Here is a 16,230-nt window from a genome sequence, read left to right as displayed (position 1 = left end):
CGCGCTCGGCTCAGAGGCTCGCGAGCGCGAAGAGCGCCGCGCCGATGCCGGTGCAGACCATCGCCGCGACGACGGCGTAGCTGTTCGCGAAGCGCGCGTCGCGCGTGAGCAGCTCGATGAGGCCGCGCTCGTCGCCGGCGTGCACGAGGACCGGCGCGGAGCCGGCGCCGCCGAGCGTCGGCGATCCGCGGACGTCGCGGTAGCCGTGGCCCTCCGTCTTCATCTCGAGCTTGCTCACGTCGCCGAGGACGTAGAGCGGCTGGCCGTCCTTGATCACCTGCTCCTCGACGATGAAGTGGACGTGGCTCGGGTGATGGTCGACGACGATCCCGCGCTCGGCGTAGCGCGGCGAGAGCTGGGGCAGCGTCACGCGCCGGAGCTCGACGTCGAGGACGGAGCGCTCGAGGTGGAGCACGCCGTCGCCGCTCTCGTCGACGACCTCGAGCTCCGGGCTCGGCGTGAAGACGCCGCACTCGCGGACGGGCGTGTTCTTCCCGCTGCGGTAGGCCTCCTTGATCCGGATCTGCGAGAACGCGACGACGTCGTCGCCGATGAACGCGCGGAGACCTTCGCCGCGCTGGCGCGCGCGCACCGCGAGCTCGGCGGTGCCGGAGGCCGTCGCGAGCGGGCTCCGCGGCGTCGCGAGGACGGGCGCGAGCGCGTGGAGCATGCGGCGCCGCTCGAGGAGGCGGCTCAGCGCGAAGAGGAGCCACACGCAGAAGATGGAGAGCGCGAACGCGAAGCCGCCGCGGCCGGTCGACCACGAGCTCGGTGGCCGCGACGCGTGCATGAGGAGGACGGAGAAGCCGAGGAGCGGCGGCACGGCGAGGATCGCCCACGCCGCCCCGAGCCCGCGCCGGTGCGGAGCGGCGCGGTCCTCGAGCGCGGTCGCGAGCGCGCGCCGCGGGCGCAGCCACACGAGCGCGGCGACCAGGAACGCGAGCCCGGCGCCGCCGACGTAGCGCGCGAGGAGATCGGCGGCGTCGTCGATGACCGCCTGGCGATCGCCGCCGTGGCTCGTGACGCCGTAGAGCGACTCGTCCGGGCACGCGCGGATCAGGTTCGGTTTGTCCGGCGCGACGCAGCCTTGGATGTAGACCTCGGCGCCGACGGGGAGACAGTACTCGACGACGCGATCGACGCCGGTCCTGAACTGGTGCTCGTCGAAGCCGAGGTTGTTCTGGCGGGCGACGAGCTTCCACTCCGCCGTTCGGCTCGCGTCGCTCACCTCGCGCGGCGGCGTCCACGGCTCGTAGTGGAAGCCCGACGCGAGGTCCACCTCCGAGCCGACCGGCGTCGACGACCAGCTCACGTCGAGCTTCGCGTTCGACGAGGTGAACCCCTCGAAGTACTTCCAGCACGACGTCTTGCCGCACGATCCGTAGCGCTCGTGATTGACCATGCAGAGCGGCGGGGTGCCTCCCGTCGCGACCTGGCGGAGCGTGCCCTTCAGGAACACGCGCGGAGGGGCGGCCGGCTCGCGGTGGCGGCTGAAGGCGCTGCTCGACTGGCCGTACTCCTCACCGGCCATGTAGAGGAGCACGACGCCGACCACCGACGCGACCAGGAAGAAGGTCACGCGCATGAGCACGACGAAGGTGCTGTCGCGCCGGCGGTCTTGCATGTCAGCGCTTCGGCGGCGGCCCCGGCGGCGTGAGCAGCCAGCGGAACAGGATGAACGCGCCGCCGAGGAGGACGAGCGCGCCGGTAAGGAGCACCACCGCGAGCACCTTGCCCGAGAACACGCTCTGCTTCGGCGGCGGGCGGACGGAGACGTTCACCGGCGGCCCGCCGTAGGTCGGGAGCTCCGGCATCGTGATCCGCATCGCCGGCAGCGGCATCACGAGCGCGTCGGGCGCGATCGAGCCCATGCGCGAGAGGCTCGTGTTCGGATCGGTCGGCTTGAGCGCGACCTCCTCGGTCGGGACCTCGCCCTCGCCGTCGCGCTTCTGCCATGGCTCGGGCGGGGCCTTGCTCCCGCTCGCGATCAGCGCGCCGTCGCTCGGGCGCTCGTCGGAGAGGGCGAGGGCGAGGGTGCCGGGCTTCATCAGGCCCTCCGCCTCCTCCGGCACGTCGTCCGGCAGCGACGCGCGGCGCTCCCACGGCGTCACCGCGCCTTCGAGCGGCTCGCGCCAGCGCCCGAGCAGCTTCGCGAGCGCGGCCTTGCCCTGGCCGGTCTCGGTGCTCGACCGCAGCGCATCGAGGAGGCCCTGCGCGGTGACGGTGCGCTTCGCGGGATCCTTCTCGAGCGCGGTGTCGATCGCTTCGCGGAGCGCGGCGGGCATGTCGGGGCGCGTCTTCGCGAGCGGGGTGACCTCGCCCTCCGCCATCGCGAGGATGTGCTCCGCCTTCGAGGCGCGGAAGCGCGCGTACGGCGTGCGCCCGGTGAGGAGGCGCACCGCGAGGAGGCCGGCGAGGAACACGTCGCTCCGCGCGTCGAGCTTCTCGCCGCGGGTGCCCTCCGGCGCCATCAGCGTCGACGCCTCGTCCGTCGCGATCGGGCCGCCGACGATCTGGCGCATGCGCGCGAGCCCGAAGTCGGCGAGCTTCACCGTGCCGTCCCAGCCGACGATGACGCTCTCGGGCGCGACCGCGCGGTGGAGGATCGGCTCGCCCTTCGTGCCGTGGGCGGCGGCGAGCGCGGCGAGGACGCGCTCGAGGATGTAATATGCACATACGTCGGGGAGGCGGACGTCGCGGCCGGCGGCGAAGCGGAGGAGGCGCTGGAGCGAGACGCCGGGGAGGAAATCGGTGACGACCGCCACCATGTCGTCCTTCAGGATCATCGAGCGCGTCTGGACGATCGCCTCGTGATCGAGGCGCGCGCCGAGCGAGGCCTCCTTCGTCAGCGCGGTCGTCATGTCGCTCGACGGCGCGTCGGCGGAGAGGACGCGGATCATCACGACCTTCTCGCCCTTGCTCCGCGCGAGGTACACCCGGCGGCCGCGCTCGGGCTGGATCTCCTGCAGGACCTGGAAGCCTTCGAGCGCCATCGATCAGAACTCGAAGGTGAGGCCGCGCCGGAGCGCGCCGGTGGTGGGGGGCGCCGACGCGGGGCGGGTGAGGAAGATGTACGCCGCGGCGACGAGGGAGACGGCGCCGGCGGCGAAGAGGATGTCGGCGACGGCGTACTTCGTCGAGACGCCGTTCACGTCGTCGGCGGGGCAGCGGCCCTTGCACGACTCGAGGTCGCTCTCGGCGGAGGCGCCGAGGACCGCGAACGCGGCGCCGACGCCGAGCGCGACGACGCCGGCGCCGCCGAACGCGAACGCGCCGACCGGGATCGGGCGCTCGGGCGGCGCGACGGGGGCGGGGGGCTTCGGCGCGCCGCCGAGCGTGACGGATATCTTTTTCGCTTTTTCCCCGTCCTTCACGGTCACGGTCTGATCGACCGGCTTGCCCTTGCCGTCGGTCGACTCGAAGTGGAGCGTGAGCGTGCCGGGGTCGACGACGACGGGGCTCGCGTCGATCTTGTCGACGAGCGGCTGTCCGTCGAGCGTGACCTTCACGTTCGTGAGCGGCTCGCCGTTCGGGTCCTTCACCTCGAAGACGAGCGACGCGAGCTCTCGGTCGATCTCGGTGAGCCACTTCTGGCAGTCCTTCACGAGGACGGCGGGGCACGCGGCGTCGGCGCACTTCGCCGCCTCGGCGTGCGAGTCCTTCAGCTTCGACGCCTTCCGCAGCGTCTGCGTCGCCTCGTAGGATTGGATGCATGTTGCATCGTCCGCGAGCGCCGGCGACGCCGCGGAGAGCGCGGCGAGGAGCGCGGTGACCCGAAGGAGCCTCATCGAGCGCGAGTATAGGCGAGCTCGCGTCAGCGTGGGCCGAAGCACTGCAGCTTCGGACGCTTGATGCCGTTCGCGTCGACGGTGAACGGATCGGCACAGTCGGCGGCGGCGGCGGGCTTCGGCGCGGGCTTGGCGGTCTTCGCGTAGGCCGGCGCGGCCTGGGGCGCGGCGGCCTGGGGCGCGGCGGCGTCGGCGGACTCCGCGGCTTCGGGCGTCTCGGCCGTTTCGGCCGTCTCGGCCGGGAGCTCCAGCGCGGGCTCCGCCGGCTTCGGCGCGACGACGGGGGACGGGGGCACCTCCGTCGGCGTCGTGGCGACGACCGGGGGCGAGGCGGCGGCCTCGACCTCCGCGGCGGCCGCGGCCGCGGCGCGCGAGCGAGCGCTGAGCGCGACGACGCTCATGACGATGCCGATGATCGCGATCGCGGCGAAGAGACCGCCGATGACGAGCAGCTTCACGCCCTGGTCGCGGTTGGCGGCGGCGGGCGCGGGCACCAGGTGCGCGTGCGGCGTGACGTGCGAGGTCGACGAGGCGTTCGAGACGCCGGACGCGTGCGTGACGGAGGAGACGCCCGACATGCCGGGGCTGTCGATCGGCGTGCCGTTCGGGACGTGGCGCCACGACTCCGTGCCGGGCGGCGGCGTCGGCGGCGCCGCGATGCGCGCGGAGCTCGGCGGCCCGAGCTGCGCGCCGGTGAGGTCGTCGAGCGGCACCGTGACCGACTGGACCACCGACGCCGCGCCGTCGATCGCGCGCACGATGTCCGCGCGTATCTTCAGCGCGTCGGCGGCGAGCTCCTCGACCCACTTGCCGGCGTGGCGCGTCGGCGCGGGCGGGACCGCGGCTTCGAGCGCGACCGCCATCTCCTGCGCGGTGGCGAAGCGCTTCGTCACGTCGCGCTCGAGCGCCTTCAGCACCACCTCGTCGACCGCGGGTGGGACGCCGGGGACGAGCTGGCTCGGCGGCGTGATCGGCTCGTTCATCACCGCGTAGAGCGTGCTCGCCGCGTCGTCGCCGGCGAAGAGCCGCTTCGTCGTGAGCGCCTCCCACAGCACGACGCCCATCGCGAAGACGTCGCAACGGCGATCGATCTCCTTCCGCGTGAGCTGCTCCGGCGCCATGTACGCGAGCTTGCCTTTGAGCTCGCCGCCCTCGGTCTCCTGCACGCGGCCGGCCGCCTTCGCGACGCCGAAGTCGAGGACGCGGGCGACACCGTCGCGCGCGACGAGGATGTTCTGCGGGGAGACGTCGCGATGGACGATGCCGAGCGGCTCGCCGCGTTCGCTCGTCGCCTCGTGCGCGGCGTGCAGGCCCTCGAGCGCGCCGATGATGATGCTCGAGACCACCGGCGCCGGCATCATGATCCCGCGGTTCTGCGCGACGCGAACGAGCTTCGCGAGCGTCTCGCCGAGGACGAAGTCCATGACGAGGAACAGCTCGCCGCCCTCGGCCACGACGTCGAGCGTGTCGATGACGTTCGGGTGGCGGATGCGCGCGGCGAGGCGCGCCTCGTCGATGAACATCGCGCTGAAGGTCGAGTCCGCCGCGAGGTGAGGGTGGAGACGCTTCACCGCGACGGTGCGCGCGAAGCCGGCCGCGCCGCTCATGCGCGCGACGTAGACGGTCGCCATGCCACCGCGCGCGATCGCGCCGTGGAGCTCGTACCGTCCCAGCTTGCCCCCGGACGAGGGGGCGACACCCATCATCAAGGGTGGATCGTACTCCCCTCAGTAGGTGAGGGCGAAGACATTCGAGCGCGGGCCGGGGAGGGTGCGCGGCGAGGCGACCCAGGCGCCCATGGTCCCATCGGCGGCGACGGTGGCGGAGTAGATCCGATCGCTCCGGACGTTGCTCGCCCCCGCGAGGCCGCCGAGGACGTGAACGCGGCCGTTCCACACCGCGCAGCCCGCGCCCTTCAGCGTCGTCGGCAGCGGCGGGCCCGCTTTCCATGGGCCCAACGTCGCGTTCAGCTCGTCGATCGTCGCCGTGACCGTGACGTCGCTCTTGTCGCCGCCGAGGATGAAGAGGTGCCCCTCGCCGGCGCAGGCGATCGGCGTGGCCGGTGTGTGCGCCTTGCCTGCTTGTGGGTTCGTGATCGGATCGGGCAAGGGCACGATCGCGCCGAGGCCGGTCGCGGGATCGACGCGCGCGGCGAAGATGCGGCTCCGCTGGGTGGCCGCGTCGCCGTCGCCCCAGAAGAAGACGAGCCCTCCGTACGTGACGAACGTGATGTCGTGGAGGCCGGTCGGGAGCTTCGTCGATGACGCCTCGAGCGCCTTCGGATAGACGCCGGCGTCGGGGCGCGAGAGGTGGACGCCGGTGCTCTGGGTCGTCACCGTGTACGGGAAGCCTTCGGGGTCGTACTCCGTGCTCGTCGTGTAGCCGCCGGCGGCGACGAACGCGGAGCCGGCGAAGAGCTGGCCGAAGGCGGTCGGGCTCGGGTTCGCGACGACGGAGGTCTGCCACGAGAAGGAGGAGCCGCCGTCGAAGGGCGCGCGCTCGACGACGCGATCGGCGTTCGTCTTCGTCGCGACGAGGAGGTGTCCGTCCGCGATCGCGATCGCGGAGCGAGGGCCGCGGACGGGGCCGGGCGGGAGGACCGTGAGCTCGCCGAGCTCGCCGCGCTCGTCGATCGGCGCGCTCCACACGTCGCTCGTCGCGGTGTCGGCGCCGTCGCGCTCGCCGGCGACGACGAGGAGGTGCAGCGCCGGGCGCGCGGGGCCGGCCTCGATCGGCGGCGTGACGACGTCGCCGTCGGCGTCGACGCTCGGCGTCGCGTCGGCCGGCGCGCTCGCGTCGGGGGCGGCGGGCGGCGCGGCGCCGCCGTAGTCGCCGGGCGCGTAGGTCAGCGCGCAGCCGACCGCCGCCGCGGCGATCGATGCAGAGAGGATCATGGAACGTCGCTTCATCAATACGTCGCCGCCACGATGCCGGAGCGCGGTCCCGGAAGCGTACCGATCCTCTGCCACGCCGCGCCATAGGTACCGTCCGCGTGGATCGCGAGGTCGAGGACGGCGTCGCTCACCTGCTCGGTCGACGTCTCCCCCGTGAACGAGCCGCCGAAGACGAGGAGGTGACCGCTCGTGACGACGGCGGCGAAGGCGCTCATCGGCGCCGGCAAGAGCGGCAGCTCCGCCCAGTCGCCGAGGGTGCCGGTCGCGGGGTCGACGATGCTCGCGACGAACGCGCGATCGATCAGCTTGGTCGCGGGGTGCTGGGGGACACCGCCGAGGACGAAGAGGCGGCCCTCGCCCGCGACCGCGATCGGGGCGTAGACGGCGTAGAGCGTGCCGGTGCCCTTCTTCAGACCGATGTCGTTGACGAGCCGGAGGGCGCCGAGGGCCCCGTTCGCGTCGATCGTCCCGACCTCGACGCTGGACTCGGCGGTCGTGGTGGCGCCGGTGGCGGTGCGCCGTCCGCCGACGACGTAGACGAGGCCTTGCGTGCGCGCGAGCGTGACCTCGGTGCGCTCGACCGCGACCTGCGCCGCGCTCGGCGTCCAGTCGCCGAGGCCGCCGTCGTCGAGGAAGCGGAGCGAGTTGTGGACGAGCGCGGTCGTGGTCGCGCCGGACAGGAAGCCGTGCTCGGAGAGGAGCCACGGCCGGATGCCGCTCGCGCCCGCCTTGATCGCGCCCGTGCTCCACGGGCCGGCGACGCGATCGGAGAAGGGCGCGCGCGCGAACGCGCTCGTGTTGTGGACGAAGAGGTCGCCGCCGGCGATCCGCGCGTTCGTCCACTGCGCCGCGACCGGCGGCGGCGCGTCGAACTGCCAGGGACCGAGCACGCCCTCGGCGGAGAGCGTCGTGCGCATCGTCTCGGCGACGTTGGCGGCGCCGGTCTCGCCGCTCAGCGGCGGGCGATGTCCGCCGACGATGACGATGCGGGTGTCCGGCGCGGTCGCGTCGGGGACGACGTCGGGGGTCGCGTCCGGGATCGCGATCTCGTCGCGGTCGGCGCCGGCGTCGAGCGCGACGTCGCCTTCGCCTTCGCCGATGAAGTCTCCCGGCGCATAGACGAGCCCGCAAGCGAGCGGCCCCAGCGCGAGCGCGGCCCAAGCGAAGCGACGCACGAACGTCACGGTATCACTTCAGTGCGGGATCAAGCGGGTCTTCATCGCGACGACGAGCGCGATGACGGCGACGACGGTGAGCAGGAGCAGCATCACGATCAGCGCGCCGCTCCCGCTCTTCTTCGGCGCCGCCAGCGCGGTCGCGGCCGGCACGACGCCGGAGTCGGCCTCGGTCGGCGCGTCGCGCGCGTTGCGGCGGACGATGCTCATCTCGGTCTGGACCTCGCGTCGCTCGGCGCCGCGCTCGCTGCGGAGGAGGCCGCGCTGGCGGATGTCCTGGAGCGCGGCCGCGAGCTCGCCGGCGTTGGCGTAGCGATCGGTGGGGTGCTTCGAGAGGCATCGGTTGATGACGTTCTCGAGCTCGGGCGCGACGTCGGGGCGCTTCGCGCGGAGGCGGGGCGGCGCTTGCGATCGGATCTTCGTGAGCATCTCGTTCATCGAGCCGGTGAACGGGACGTCGCCGGTGAGGATCTCGTAGAGCGTGATGCCGAGCGCCCAGACGTCGGCGCGCGCGTCGATGAGGTGCTCCTCCATCGCGACCTGCTCCGGCGCCATGTACGCGGGCGTGCCCGGGAGCGTGCCGGTCGCGGTGAGGCGCTGCGCGTTCTGCGTGTCCTTCACGATGCCGAAGTCGAGCATCTTGAGGATCGGCGGCTTCCCCTTCCGCGCGGCGAGGAACATGTTCGACGGCTTGATGTCGCGATGGACGAGGCCGAGCGAGTGCGCCTCGACGACGGCGTCGAGGGCCTCGAGGAGGAGGTCGACCGCGTCGACGACGGGGAGGGGACCGCCCTGGATGAGCTGCTCGAGCGTCTGGCCTTCGAGCAGCTCCATCGCGAGGAAGAGCATGCCGTCGGGGAGCTCGCCGACCTCGAGGACGCGCGCGACGTGCTCGGTCGTCAGGCGCGTCATCACCTGCGCCTCGCGGATGAAGCGGCCGCGGAGCTGCGGATCGGCCGCGTGGTGCGGGAGGATCAGCTTCACCGCGATGCGGCGGTGGATGATGAGGTCGGTCGCCTCGACGACGACGCCCATCGCGCCGCGGCCGATCACGCGCTCGATCCGGAATTTGTTCGCGATGATCGTGCCGAGCTTCAACGCTGCCGCGGGACAGCCTACATCATCGGCGCGGCGCCTGCCTCGACAGGTGGTCGGCCGGCGCGCTACGAGAGCGCGGTGAGCGCCTGGATCGAGAAGCTCCATGCCGCGGTGGACGAGGTCGCGGCGCCGGTCCTACTCGCGAACCGCGCGCGCCTGACGTGCGGTGAGGGCTGCAGCGACTGCTGCACGGACGGGCTCACCGTGTTCGCGCTCGAGGCCGCGAACATCGCGCGCCATCACGCGGAGCTGCTCGCGAGCGAGGAGCCGCATCCCGAGGGCGCGTGCGCGTTCCTCGATCGCGCCGGCCGCTGCCGGGTCTACGCCCATCGCCCGTACGTCTGCCGCACGCAGGGCTTGCCGCTCCGATGGATCGAGGAGGACGAGGACAGCGGCGAGGTCTACGAGGCGCGCGACATCTGTCCGAAGAACGCGGCCGGCCCTCCGCTCGAGGAGCTCGCGGCGGACGACTGCTGGTCGATCGGTCCGTTCGAGGAGCGCCTCGCGCGCGCGCAGGCGAACGGCGAACGCGTGGCGCTGCGGAGCCTCTTCGCGGCCGCTTCGAGCGCGGCTTCGAAGCGCCGGCTCCCGGTCGTGGAGTAGGGCCGCGTCAGCAGGCCCAGTCGAGGAGGCCGTTCGCGAGGTCGACCTGGCAGTTGCCGGAGCCGTAGTTCGCGCGGCCGACGCCGTCTTCCATCTCCATCACGATGTCGCCGAAGCCGTCGACCTCGGCCTGGATCCAGTGGAGCGGGTGCCCGAGCTGGATGTGGGGGCTCTCCGGCTCGGCCGGCGCGAAGGTGAGCTTCTTCGGCGGGGGCACGTCGGCGTCGAGGAGCATCGTCTTCGGTTCGAGGCCCTGCGGGAGCGGCTCGCTCGGTCGCTCGCCGGGTGGGCCGTTCAGCTCGGCCTCGGTATGCCAGACGATCGCGTGCGTGTGCCCGAGGATGTCCTCGAACCACTGGACGTTGTCGGGGCGATGCCGCGCGTACTGCGCGAGCGCGCGGAAGAACGGGTCGTCGTTCTCGGCGCGCTCGAGCGGGGCTGCTCCGAGCACGGCGCGGACGCGCTCGCCCAGCGGCTCCTTCACGGAGTACGACTCGCTGTCGCCGGGGTGGAAGTAGCTGAGCCCGACGCGCTCGGCGCCGCGGACGCGGTACTCGGGGGGAAGGCGCAGCGTGAAGCCGTGCACGAGCGGCATGCCGTTGTACGTATGCCGCGGCCACGCCGCCGCGCTCACCGACGGCGGCAGCCCGTGCTCCCAGCCAGCGTCCCCCGCGTCCCCAGGCACGATCCAGTAGGTCGTCATGCGCGGAGCATACGCTCGTATGCTGGGCCGCGTGAACGCGCGGAGCGTCGTCGTCGCGTGGGGTCTCGTCGTCGCGTGGGTTTCTGTCGTCGTCGCGTGCTCGCCCGAGGCGAAGCCGCCGGTGGCGGGGGCGCTCGAGGTGCCGCCGATGCCGGCGGGGTGGGCGCCGCCGCGCGAGGTCGAGGTCGATGCCGCGCCGGCGCCGCCCGCGATCCCGGATCGGCCGCTGAGCTACGACGAGGCGCTCGCGATCGCGAAGGCGCAGCCTCCGGTCGACGCGGGGCCGAAGATGAGCGATCGTGAGCTCTCCGAGCCGTTGCGCGGCGCGAAGTTCGTCGGCGACTGCGGCGCGCCGCACGCGACGCAGGTGCGGGTCAGGCTCGTCGTCCACGACGGCCACGCGTTCGGCGTCGGCGTCGACACGCACCCGAAGTCCCCCGCCGTCACGGCGTGCATCGAGGACGCCATCCGCGCGCTGACCTGGCCGAAGACGCCACACTACGACGTGTTCACCACGCAGTATTGACGTTGCGTCGGCGCGCGCGCGTCAGAGCGCGAGGCGGAAGTGGATCGCCTTTGGGCGCGTGAGGCCGTCGAAGCCGAGGCGGCTGAGGGTGGCGCCGCGGCCGCTGTCCTTCCAGCCGGTCCACGGGAGCGCGGGGTCGAGCGCGTCGCAGCGGTTCATGTAGACGGTGCCGAACTCGAGGTCGCGCGCCATGCGCGCCGCGCGCTCCTTGTCCTTCGTCCAGACGCTCGCGGTGAGCCCGAGGCGCGAGGCGTTCATCCTCGCGAGCGCGTCTTCGTCGCTGTCGACCGGCGCGATCGCGAGGATCGGTCCGAACGACTCCTTCGTCATGAGGTCGGCGTCTTGCGGGACGCCGGTGAGCATCGTCGCTTCGAAGAAGCGGCCCTTGCCGTTCACCTGCACCGGCTTGCCGCTGCCGGCGACGAGCTTCGCGCCCTTCGCGACCGCGTTCGCCACGAACGCCTCGAGCTCCTTCGGATGCCACGGCTGCGCGACCGGACCGAGGGTGGTCTTCTCGTCGAGCGGATCGCCGATGACGTACGCGCGCACGAGCGGCTCCGCCGCGGCGACGAAGCGGTCGTAGACGTTCTTGTGCACGTAGACGCGCTCGACCGCGCAGCAGCTCTGACCCGCGTTGTAGATCGCGCCGTCGACGACGTTCTCGACCGTCTTCTCGAGGTCGCAGTCCTCCGCCGCGTACGCGGGATCATTGCCGCCGAGCTCGAGGCCGACGGGGACGAAGCGGTCCTTCGCGGCGGCTTGGATCTTGTGCCCGCCGAGGACGGAGCCGGTGAAGAGAACGCCGTCGATCCGCTCGTCGCCGACGAGGCGCTCGGTCGCCTCGTAGTCGAGGAAGATCGCGCTCACCGCGCCGGCGGGCGCGCCGGCCTCTTCGAACGCGCGCGCGAAGTGCGTCGCGCAAAGCGGCGTGCGCGGCGAGTGCTTCACGACGACGGCGTTGCCGGCGAGCACGGCGGGGACGATCGCGTTGACGGCGGTGAGGAGCGGGTAGTTCCACGCCGGCAGGTCGAGCACGACGCCGAGGGGCGCCTTGACGATGCGGCGCTCGAAGTTGTCCTTCGGCTCGAGCACGACGTCGGCGAGGCACTCTCGCGCGATCGCCTGCATGTGGCGCCAGCGCTCGGCGGTGCCGCGGATCTCGCCGCGCGCCTGGGCGAGCGGCTTGCCCATCTGCCGCGTGACGTCCGCGGCGATCTCCTCCGCCCGCGCCTCGAGCTTGGCGAGCGCCCGGTCGCACAGCGCGACCCGCTCCTCGATCGACATCGCGCCGATCGCCTTCGCCGCCACCTTCGCGCGGTCGAGCACCTGCCCGAGCGCCGCCCCGTCGGTCGTCTCGATGCGGACGGCGACGTCGCCACTGAATGGGTTGTCGATCGTATGCGCGCTCATCGGGCTCACTCTACGACGGTGGTTCGCGTATCCCCCGATCTTTCGCCTTCGCTACGGCACCGAGGCGAGCCGACGGCGCCAATAGGTGGGATGCCGGCGGAGGTGCGCGACCGCGACGACGAGGAAGCGATCTTCCAGCTCGGCGAAGACCGGCGCGCTGCTTGTCGTATCGGCCCGCGGCCCGATCGAGCTCGCGCTCGGCTTGTGGGTGCATCCGCACGGCTTCGCTGACGTCATCGACGCGGGTAGCGGGTGCGGAGCTCTGCATCCACATCGTCGACGTCGCGTGTCTCGACGCGGCCCTCGACGACATCGTCGATCCGTTGCTCGAGCTCTTTGTCGAGCGCCGTCTCGATGAGCGCTCGCTCTTCGGTCGTCAGCTCGAGGGCTTGTTCGAGGACCTGGCGTGTGCGCGCGTTCACGAGATGAAGCGTAGTCCCGAGCCGAGCGTGGAGCCACTTCGGTCGTGTCGTGCTCGTTCGGGCGCTCGTCACGCGGGGGTTGGGGCTTCGATCTCGCGCACCGCGACTTGCTCGGGGCGTTGGGTGAGCTTGCGGAGGAGGCGCTTCGTGCCGATGGAGCCGAGGGCGCCTACCGCGAAGACGACGGGGGCGGCGACGCCGCCCGTCACGGCGACGAGGCCGGCGCCGAGGAGCATGCCGGTGCCGGTCGCGATCGCGCCGGTCGTGGCCTCCTTCGCGACGTAGGTCGCCGCCTTCTTGCGGTCCATCGTGCCCGTGCGCAGCGCGGCGGCGGCTTCGACGCCCGCGACCGCGCCGTCGATGACGAAGCCGATGCCCGCCGCGCGGCCGGCGCCCTTCAAGATCTCGCGGCTCGCCGCCTTCGCCGCGACGGGGGCGATCTGCTTCGTGGCCTTCGCGCCCTCCGCGAGGAGCGTGGCCGGACGCTTCGCGAGCATCGTCGCCGGGCCGAGGAGCGGGCCCGCCGCGAGCGCGAGCGCCTTCTCCGCGCCGCGCTCCGCCGCGCTGCGGAGCGCGGTGCGCGAGCCCTCGTCGAGGACGAGCTTGCCGCCGGCCTCGAAGAGCGACACCGACGCGGCGATGACCTTCGTCGCGGCGCTGCCCGCGATGACGGCCCGGAGCGCGTTGCCGACGCTCTTCGGATCGGTCGCGGCTTCGGTGAACTGGAGCGGCTCCGGACGGGTGGTCATCCCGTGAGCGTAGGTCGCGCGATCAGTACACGCCAGGGAACAAGACCCACGGGGTCTTCTTCTTGTAGGCGAGGTAGTCGGGATCGGCGCTCAGGTGCCGCTCCTCCGTCCACGCGCGGAGCGCATAGACGCCGCACAGGAGGCTGAGGAAGAAGCCCTTCGTGATCGTCATCGTGGGGAGATGCTCCATCCACCACGCCGTGCACTTGCAGAGGTAGGCGGGGTGGCGCACGAAGCGGTACGGGCCGCCGCTGATGATGCCGCGGTTCGTGAGGTTCGAGAAACGCGGGCCGAACGCGACCGTGGCGGCGGCGTAGATCGCGAACAGGAAGACCGTGAACACACGGAGCGCGAGGAGCCAGTCGGGGTGCACGATGACGGGCGCGCCGTTCTCGAGCGGGAGGTACGTGCCGAGGACGTTGTTGAACGGCGGGTAACACGCCATGCAGACGAGCCAGCCGAACGCGGTCGGCTCGACGCTCTTCGTCTTGTTGTTGAGCCAGCGGCTCTCCATGCCGTAGCCGACGAGCGCCCAGCCGCAGTCGACCGCGAAGATGATGTCGTACGTGAGGCCGAGGCCCCACTGGAAGTCCGCGCGCGACCAGTTCCACGGCTGCACGAGCGCCGAGAGCTCGCTCAGCGTCGGCACCATCTCCGGCAGCCGCATCCCGACCTTGTGCCACCAGAGATCGAAGACCGTGAGGAAGCTCGAGCCCGGCGGGACCTTGTAGTCCATCGTCGGGAGGTGCTTGTGCGTGAGCCACGCGCGCGAGATCGAGTTCAGGTGGCCCGTCACGAAGCCGATCATCAGCGGCGTGAAGAAGCCCTTGACCACGATCGCGAGGAGCGTCGTCTTGATGCGGCGGTTCTTGACGCGGCGCCAGAACTCCTTCCGCTGGAACGCGCGCGTGAGGAGGAGGATGTGGAGCGGCGCGTCGCGCATCAGGTAGCGCATCGCGCCCCAGCGCTGCAGCGTGACCTTGAGGTACGGGACGCCGAGCGCGAGCCACAGGAAGAAGAACGGCGGGAACAGCGTGCGCCACGGCGAGAACTGCCCGTTGTTCCGGAAGTACGGGTGCTGCGTCCACATGATGAGGCCGAACGCGAAGACGGCCGTCACCGCGATCCATCGCTGAATCGCGCGGTTCCAGATGGTGCTCTTCACCGGCGGGACCCACGGGACGTCCGCCTCCCCGCCCGAGGGCGGGTCGTCGCTCTTTTCGACGTCGTGCTGATCGGCTTCGGTGGGGCGTGTGGAGACGTCCTCGCCCCCGACGTGCTTCACGACCGGCTCACCGCGCGCGGGCGTCTCCTCTTCTCCTTCTCCGGCTTTCGCCTTCTTTTCTTTCTTGGAGGGCTTCGACGCCATGGGCTGGAACTCATACCAACCATCGTGTCGGATAGGGAGACCTACCGAGTGACAGCCGCGACTTCCGTGCGCCTCTCTTCCACGTCTCGATTGCGGCGATTGGGTGAAATTTTGCGCATAGGACTGGCGGGTAAACCCCCAGGGGCTAATGTAGGTGACACTTTTCAGAAACGAGAGCTCATGCCCATGCTCCGCAAGAACACGTTTCTCCTCGGAATCTCCCTCGCCGGCGCCCTCGCGGTGGCGGTCGGCTGCAGCGGAGAAGAAGAGGATACGGAGAGCGCGACGAGCGACATCGTTCAGTCGCAAGACCTGGTGATCAGCCAGGTTTATGGCGGTGGCGGCAACGCGGGCGCGGTCTACACGCACGACTTCGTCGAGCTGTTCAACCGGGGCAAGGCCGACGTCGAGCTCGGCGGCAAGGTCCTCCAGTACGCGGCGGCCGCCTCGAGCTTCTCGGCGACGAAGGACATCGTGAAGCTCCCCGCCTTCACGCTGAAGCCCGGCAAGTACTACGTCGTGCAGCTCGCGCCCGGGAGCGCGACGCCGGTCGGCGATCCGCTGCCGAAGGCCGACTACGTCGCGTCGCAGCCCGGCGAGGTCATCGCGATGGGCAAGGACAAGGGCAAGGTCGCGTTGACGACCGAGGCCGACGCGCTCGTCTGCGGCAAGGCCGACGCGCCCTGCGAGCAGGAGAAGCTCGACGCGCTCATCGACTTCGTCGGCTACGGCGCGGCGAACCAGTACGAAGGCAACCCGACCGGCGCGCTCGGCTCGGACAAGGCGGCGATCCGTCGCGGCGGCGGCTGCGCCGAGACCGGCGACAACAGCAGCGACTTCGACACGAGCGGCCCGCCCGCGCCGCACCTCACCGACTCGCCCGATTGCGACTCCGTCGACGCGAGCGTCCCTCCGCCGGTCTCGGCCGACGCCGCCGCGCCGCGCCCCGATGCGGGCTCGCGCCCCGACGCCTCGACGCCGAAGCCCCGCGACGCGGGCAAGGCCGACGCGAGCAAGCCCAGCGACGCGGGCTCGGCTCCCGACGACACGGACGACGACCGGAGCGAAGAGGAAGACGACGATGACGACTCCGCGACGTCGTCCGGCAGCGTCACGCGGAAGCCGAGCAAGAAGGCGGCGTCGACGACCAGCACCGGCGCCCCGCCTCCGCAGTTCGTCGCCACCGCCCCCGACGCCTGCGCGATGACCTCGGGCCCGACCGGCTCCAGCACCGGCTTCACCGCCCTCTTCGGCCTCGCCCTCGCGCTCGTCACCCTCCGCCGGTCTTCACCGCAGGGGGCTGCTCTTCAACGCAGGGGGGCTGCGCCCCCTGCACCCCGCTCGCAGCCGTAGGACGCGCGCGAAGACGCGCGCATCCTCCGCTGCTCGCCGATGCAGGCCCGACGGGGTCGCGAGCTCTTCGGTGCAGGGGGCTGCGCCCCCTGCACCCCGCTCGCAGCCGTAGGACGCGCGCGAAGACGCGCGCATCCTCC

At 71.8% G+C, this 16,230-nt stretch carries 16 protein-coding genes; 3 read left to right on the top strand and 13 right to left on the bottom strand.

The features are described from left to right. Positions 1–10 precede the first annotated feature (10 nt). From KF837_35925 to KF837_35895, 7 genes are read right to left on the bottom strand one after another with little or no spacing between them, the layout of a single operon-like run. Positions 11–1,624 carry a hypothetical protein gene (locus KF837_35925; protein ID MBX3232770.1) on the bottom strand — a complete coding sequence of 538 codons (1,614 nt, stop codon included), beginning with the start codon at positions 1,622–1,624 and terminating at the stop codon, positions 11–13. 1 nt (position 1,625) lies between these two features. Beyond that, positions 1,626–2,993 (bottom strand): serine/threonine protein kinase, encoded by a 1,368-nt coding sequence (locus KF837_35920; GenBank protein MBX3232769.1) that lies wholly within the window; start codon positions 2,991–2,993, stop codon positions 1,626–1,628. 3 nt (positions 2,994–2,996) lie between these two features. Further along, on the bottom strand, positions 2,997–3,788 hold the full coding sequence (locus KF837_35915; GenBank protein MBX3232768.1) for a hypothetical protein: 792 nt from the start codon (positions 3,786–3,788) through the stop codon (positions 2,997–2,999). Positions 3,789–3,814: 26 nt separating this feature from the next. Further along, positions 3,815–5,494, bottom strand: a complete 1,680-nt coding sequence (locus tag KF837_35910) for a serine/threonine protein kinase (GenBank protein MBX3232767.1) — start codon at positions 5,492–5,494, stop codon at positions 3,815–3,817. 21 nt (positions 5,495–5,515) lie between these two features. After that, positions 5,516–6,682 (bottom strand): hypothetical protein, encoded by a 1,167-nt coding sequence (locus KF837_35905; protein MBX3232766.1) that lies wholly within the window; start codon positions 6,680–6,682, stop codon positions 5,516–5,518. 14 nt (positions 6,683–6,696) lie between these two features. Then, positions 6,697–7,857, bottom strand: coding sequence for a hypothetical protein (locus KF837_35900; protein MBX3232765.1), 1,161 nt, complete (start codon positions 7,855–7,857; stop codon positions 6,697–6,699). An 18-nt stretch (positions 7,858–7,875) separates the two neighbouring features. Beyond that, on the bottom strand, positions 7,876–8,955 hold the full coding sequence (locus tag KF837_35895; protein MBX3232764.1) for a serine/threonine protein kinase: 1,080 nt from the start codon (positions 8,953–8,955) through the stop codon (positions 7,876–7,878). A gap of 78 nt (positions 8,956–9,033) precedes the next feature. Here KF837_35895 and KF837_35890 point away from each other — a divergent pair, with 78 nt between their 5' ends. Further along, positions 9,034–9,558 (top strand): YkgJ family cysteine cluster protein, encoded by a 525-nt coding sequence (locus KF837_35890; protein ID MBX3232763.1) that lies wholly within the window; start codon positions 9,034–9,036, stop codon positions 9,556–9,558. Positions 9,559–9,565: 7 nt separating this feature from the next. Here the strand turns inward: KF837_35890 and KF837_35885 are convergent, their stop codons facing one another. After that, positions 9,566–10,261, bottom strand: a complete 696-nt coding sequence (locus KF837_35885; GenBank protein MBX3232762.1) for a hypothetical protein — start codon at positions 10,259–10,261, stop codon at positions 9,566–9,568. Between the two features lie 31 nt (positions 10,262–10,292). Here KF837_35885 and KF837_35880 point away from each other — a divergent pair, with 31 nt between their 5' ends. Beyond that, entirely contained in the window at positions 10,293–10,787 is a 495-nt protein-coding gene (locus KF837_35880) for a hypothetical protein (GenBank protein ID MBX3232761.1), read from the top strand. A gap of 21 nt (positions 10,788–10,808) precedes the next feature. Here KF837_35880 and KF837_35875 read toward each other — a convergent pair whose 3' ends face one another. The 5 genes from KF837_35875 to KF837_35855 form a co-directional block, all read right to left on the bottom strand. Next, the gene (locus tag KF837_35875) at positions 10,809–12,197 is read right to left on the bottom strand and encodes an aldehyde dehydrogenase family protein (protein MBX3232760.1); all 1,389 of its coding nucleotides are present in this window, start codon (positions 12,195–12,197) and stop codon (positions 10,809–10,811) included. 51 nt (positions 12,198–12,248) lie between these two features. Next, positions 12,249–12,434, bottom strand: a complete 186-nt coding sequence (locus KF837_35870; GenBank protein ID MBX3232759.1) for a hypothetical protein — start codon at positions 12,432–12,434, stop codon at positions 12,249–12,251. Continuing rightward, entirely contained in the window at positions 12,431–12,619 is a 189-nt protein-coding gene (locus KF837_35865; protein ID MBX3232758.1) for a hypothetical protein, read from the bottom strand. The genes KF837_35870 and KF837_35865 overlap by 4 nt, the downstream gene beginning before the upstream one ends. A 68-nt stretch (positions 12,620–12,687) precedes the next feature. Then, positions 12,688–13,368, bottom strand: a complete 681-nt coding sequence (locus tag KF837_35860) for a hypothetical protein (protein MBX3232757.1) — start codon at positions 13,366–13,368, stop codon at positions 12,688–12,690. Positions 13,369–13,390: 22 nt separating this feature from the next. Beyond that, complete coding sequence (locus tag KF837_35855; protein MBX3232756.1) at positions 13,391–14,737, bottom strand: hypothetical protein; 1,347 nt, start codon at positions 14,735–14,737, stop codon at positions 13,391–13,393. A gap of 186 nt (positions 14,738–14,923) precedes the next feature. Here KF837_35855 and KF837_35850 point away from each other — a divergent pair, with 186 nt between their 5' ends. Next, the gene (locus KF837_35850; protein ID MBX3232755.1) at positions 14,924–16,090 is read left to right on the top strand and encodes a lamin tail domain-containing protein; all 1,167 of its coding nucleotides are present in this window, start codon (positions 14,924–14,926) and stop codon (positions 16,088–16,090) included. Positions 16,091–16,230 lie beyond the last annotated feature (140 nt).

The organism is Labilithrix sp., assembly GCA_019637155.1.
In the GTDB taxonomy this organism is placed as follows: Bacteria; Myxococcota_A; Polyangia; order Polyangiales; family Polyangiaceae; genus Labilithrix.
This window is presented reverse-complemented; position numbering and strand designations above follow the sequence as displayed.

Bases quoted from the DNA above. Each gene is read 5' to 3' on its own strand.
- KF837_35855 (MBX3232756.1), bottom strand. From the start codon at position 14,737: ATGGCGTCGAAGCCCTCCAAGAAAGAAAAGAAGGCGAAAGCCGGAGAA.
- KF837_35860 (MBX3232757.1), bottom strand. From the start codon at position 13,368: ATGACCACCCGTCCGGAGCCGCTCCAGTTCACCGAAGCCGCGACCGAT.
- KF837_35850 (MBX3232755.1), top strand. From the start codon at position 14,924: ATGCTCCGCAAGAACACGTTTCTCCTCGGAATCTCCCTCGCCGGCGCC.
- KF837_35870 (MBX3232759.1), bottom strand. From the start codon at position 12,434: ATGACGTCAGCGAAGCCGTGCGGATGCACCCACAAGCCGAGCGCGAGC.
- KF837_35925 (MBX3232770.1), bottom strand. From the start codon at position 1,624: ATGCAAGACCGCCGGCGCGACAGCACCTTCGTCGTGCTCATGCGCGTG.
- KF837_35875 (MBX3232760.1), bottom strand. From the start codon at position 12,197: ATGAGCGCGCATACGATCGACAACCCATTCAGTGGCGACGTCGCCGTC.
- KF837_35910 (MBX3232767.1), bottom strand. From the start codon at position 5,494: ATGATGGGTGTCGCCCCCTCGTCCGGGGGCAAGCTGGGACGGTACGAG.
- KF837_35885 (MBX3232762.1), bottom strand. From the start codon at position 10,261: ATGACGACCTACTGGATCGTGCCTGGGGACGCGGGGGACGCTGGCTGG.
- KF837_35905 (MBX3232766.1), bottom strand. From the start codon at position 6,682: ATGATCCTCTCTGCATCGATCGCCGCGGCGGCGGTCGGCTGCGCGCTG.
- KF837_35920 (MBX3232769.1), bottom strand. From the start codon at position 2,993: ATGGCGCTCGAAGGCTTCCAGGTCCTGCAGGAGATCCAGCCCGAGCGC.
- KF837_35915 (MBX3232768.1), bottom strand. From the start codon at position 3,788: ATGAGGCTCCTTCGGGTCACCGCGCTCCTCGCCGCGCTCTCCGCGGCG.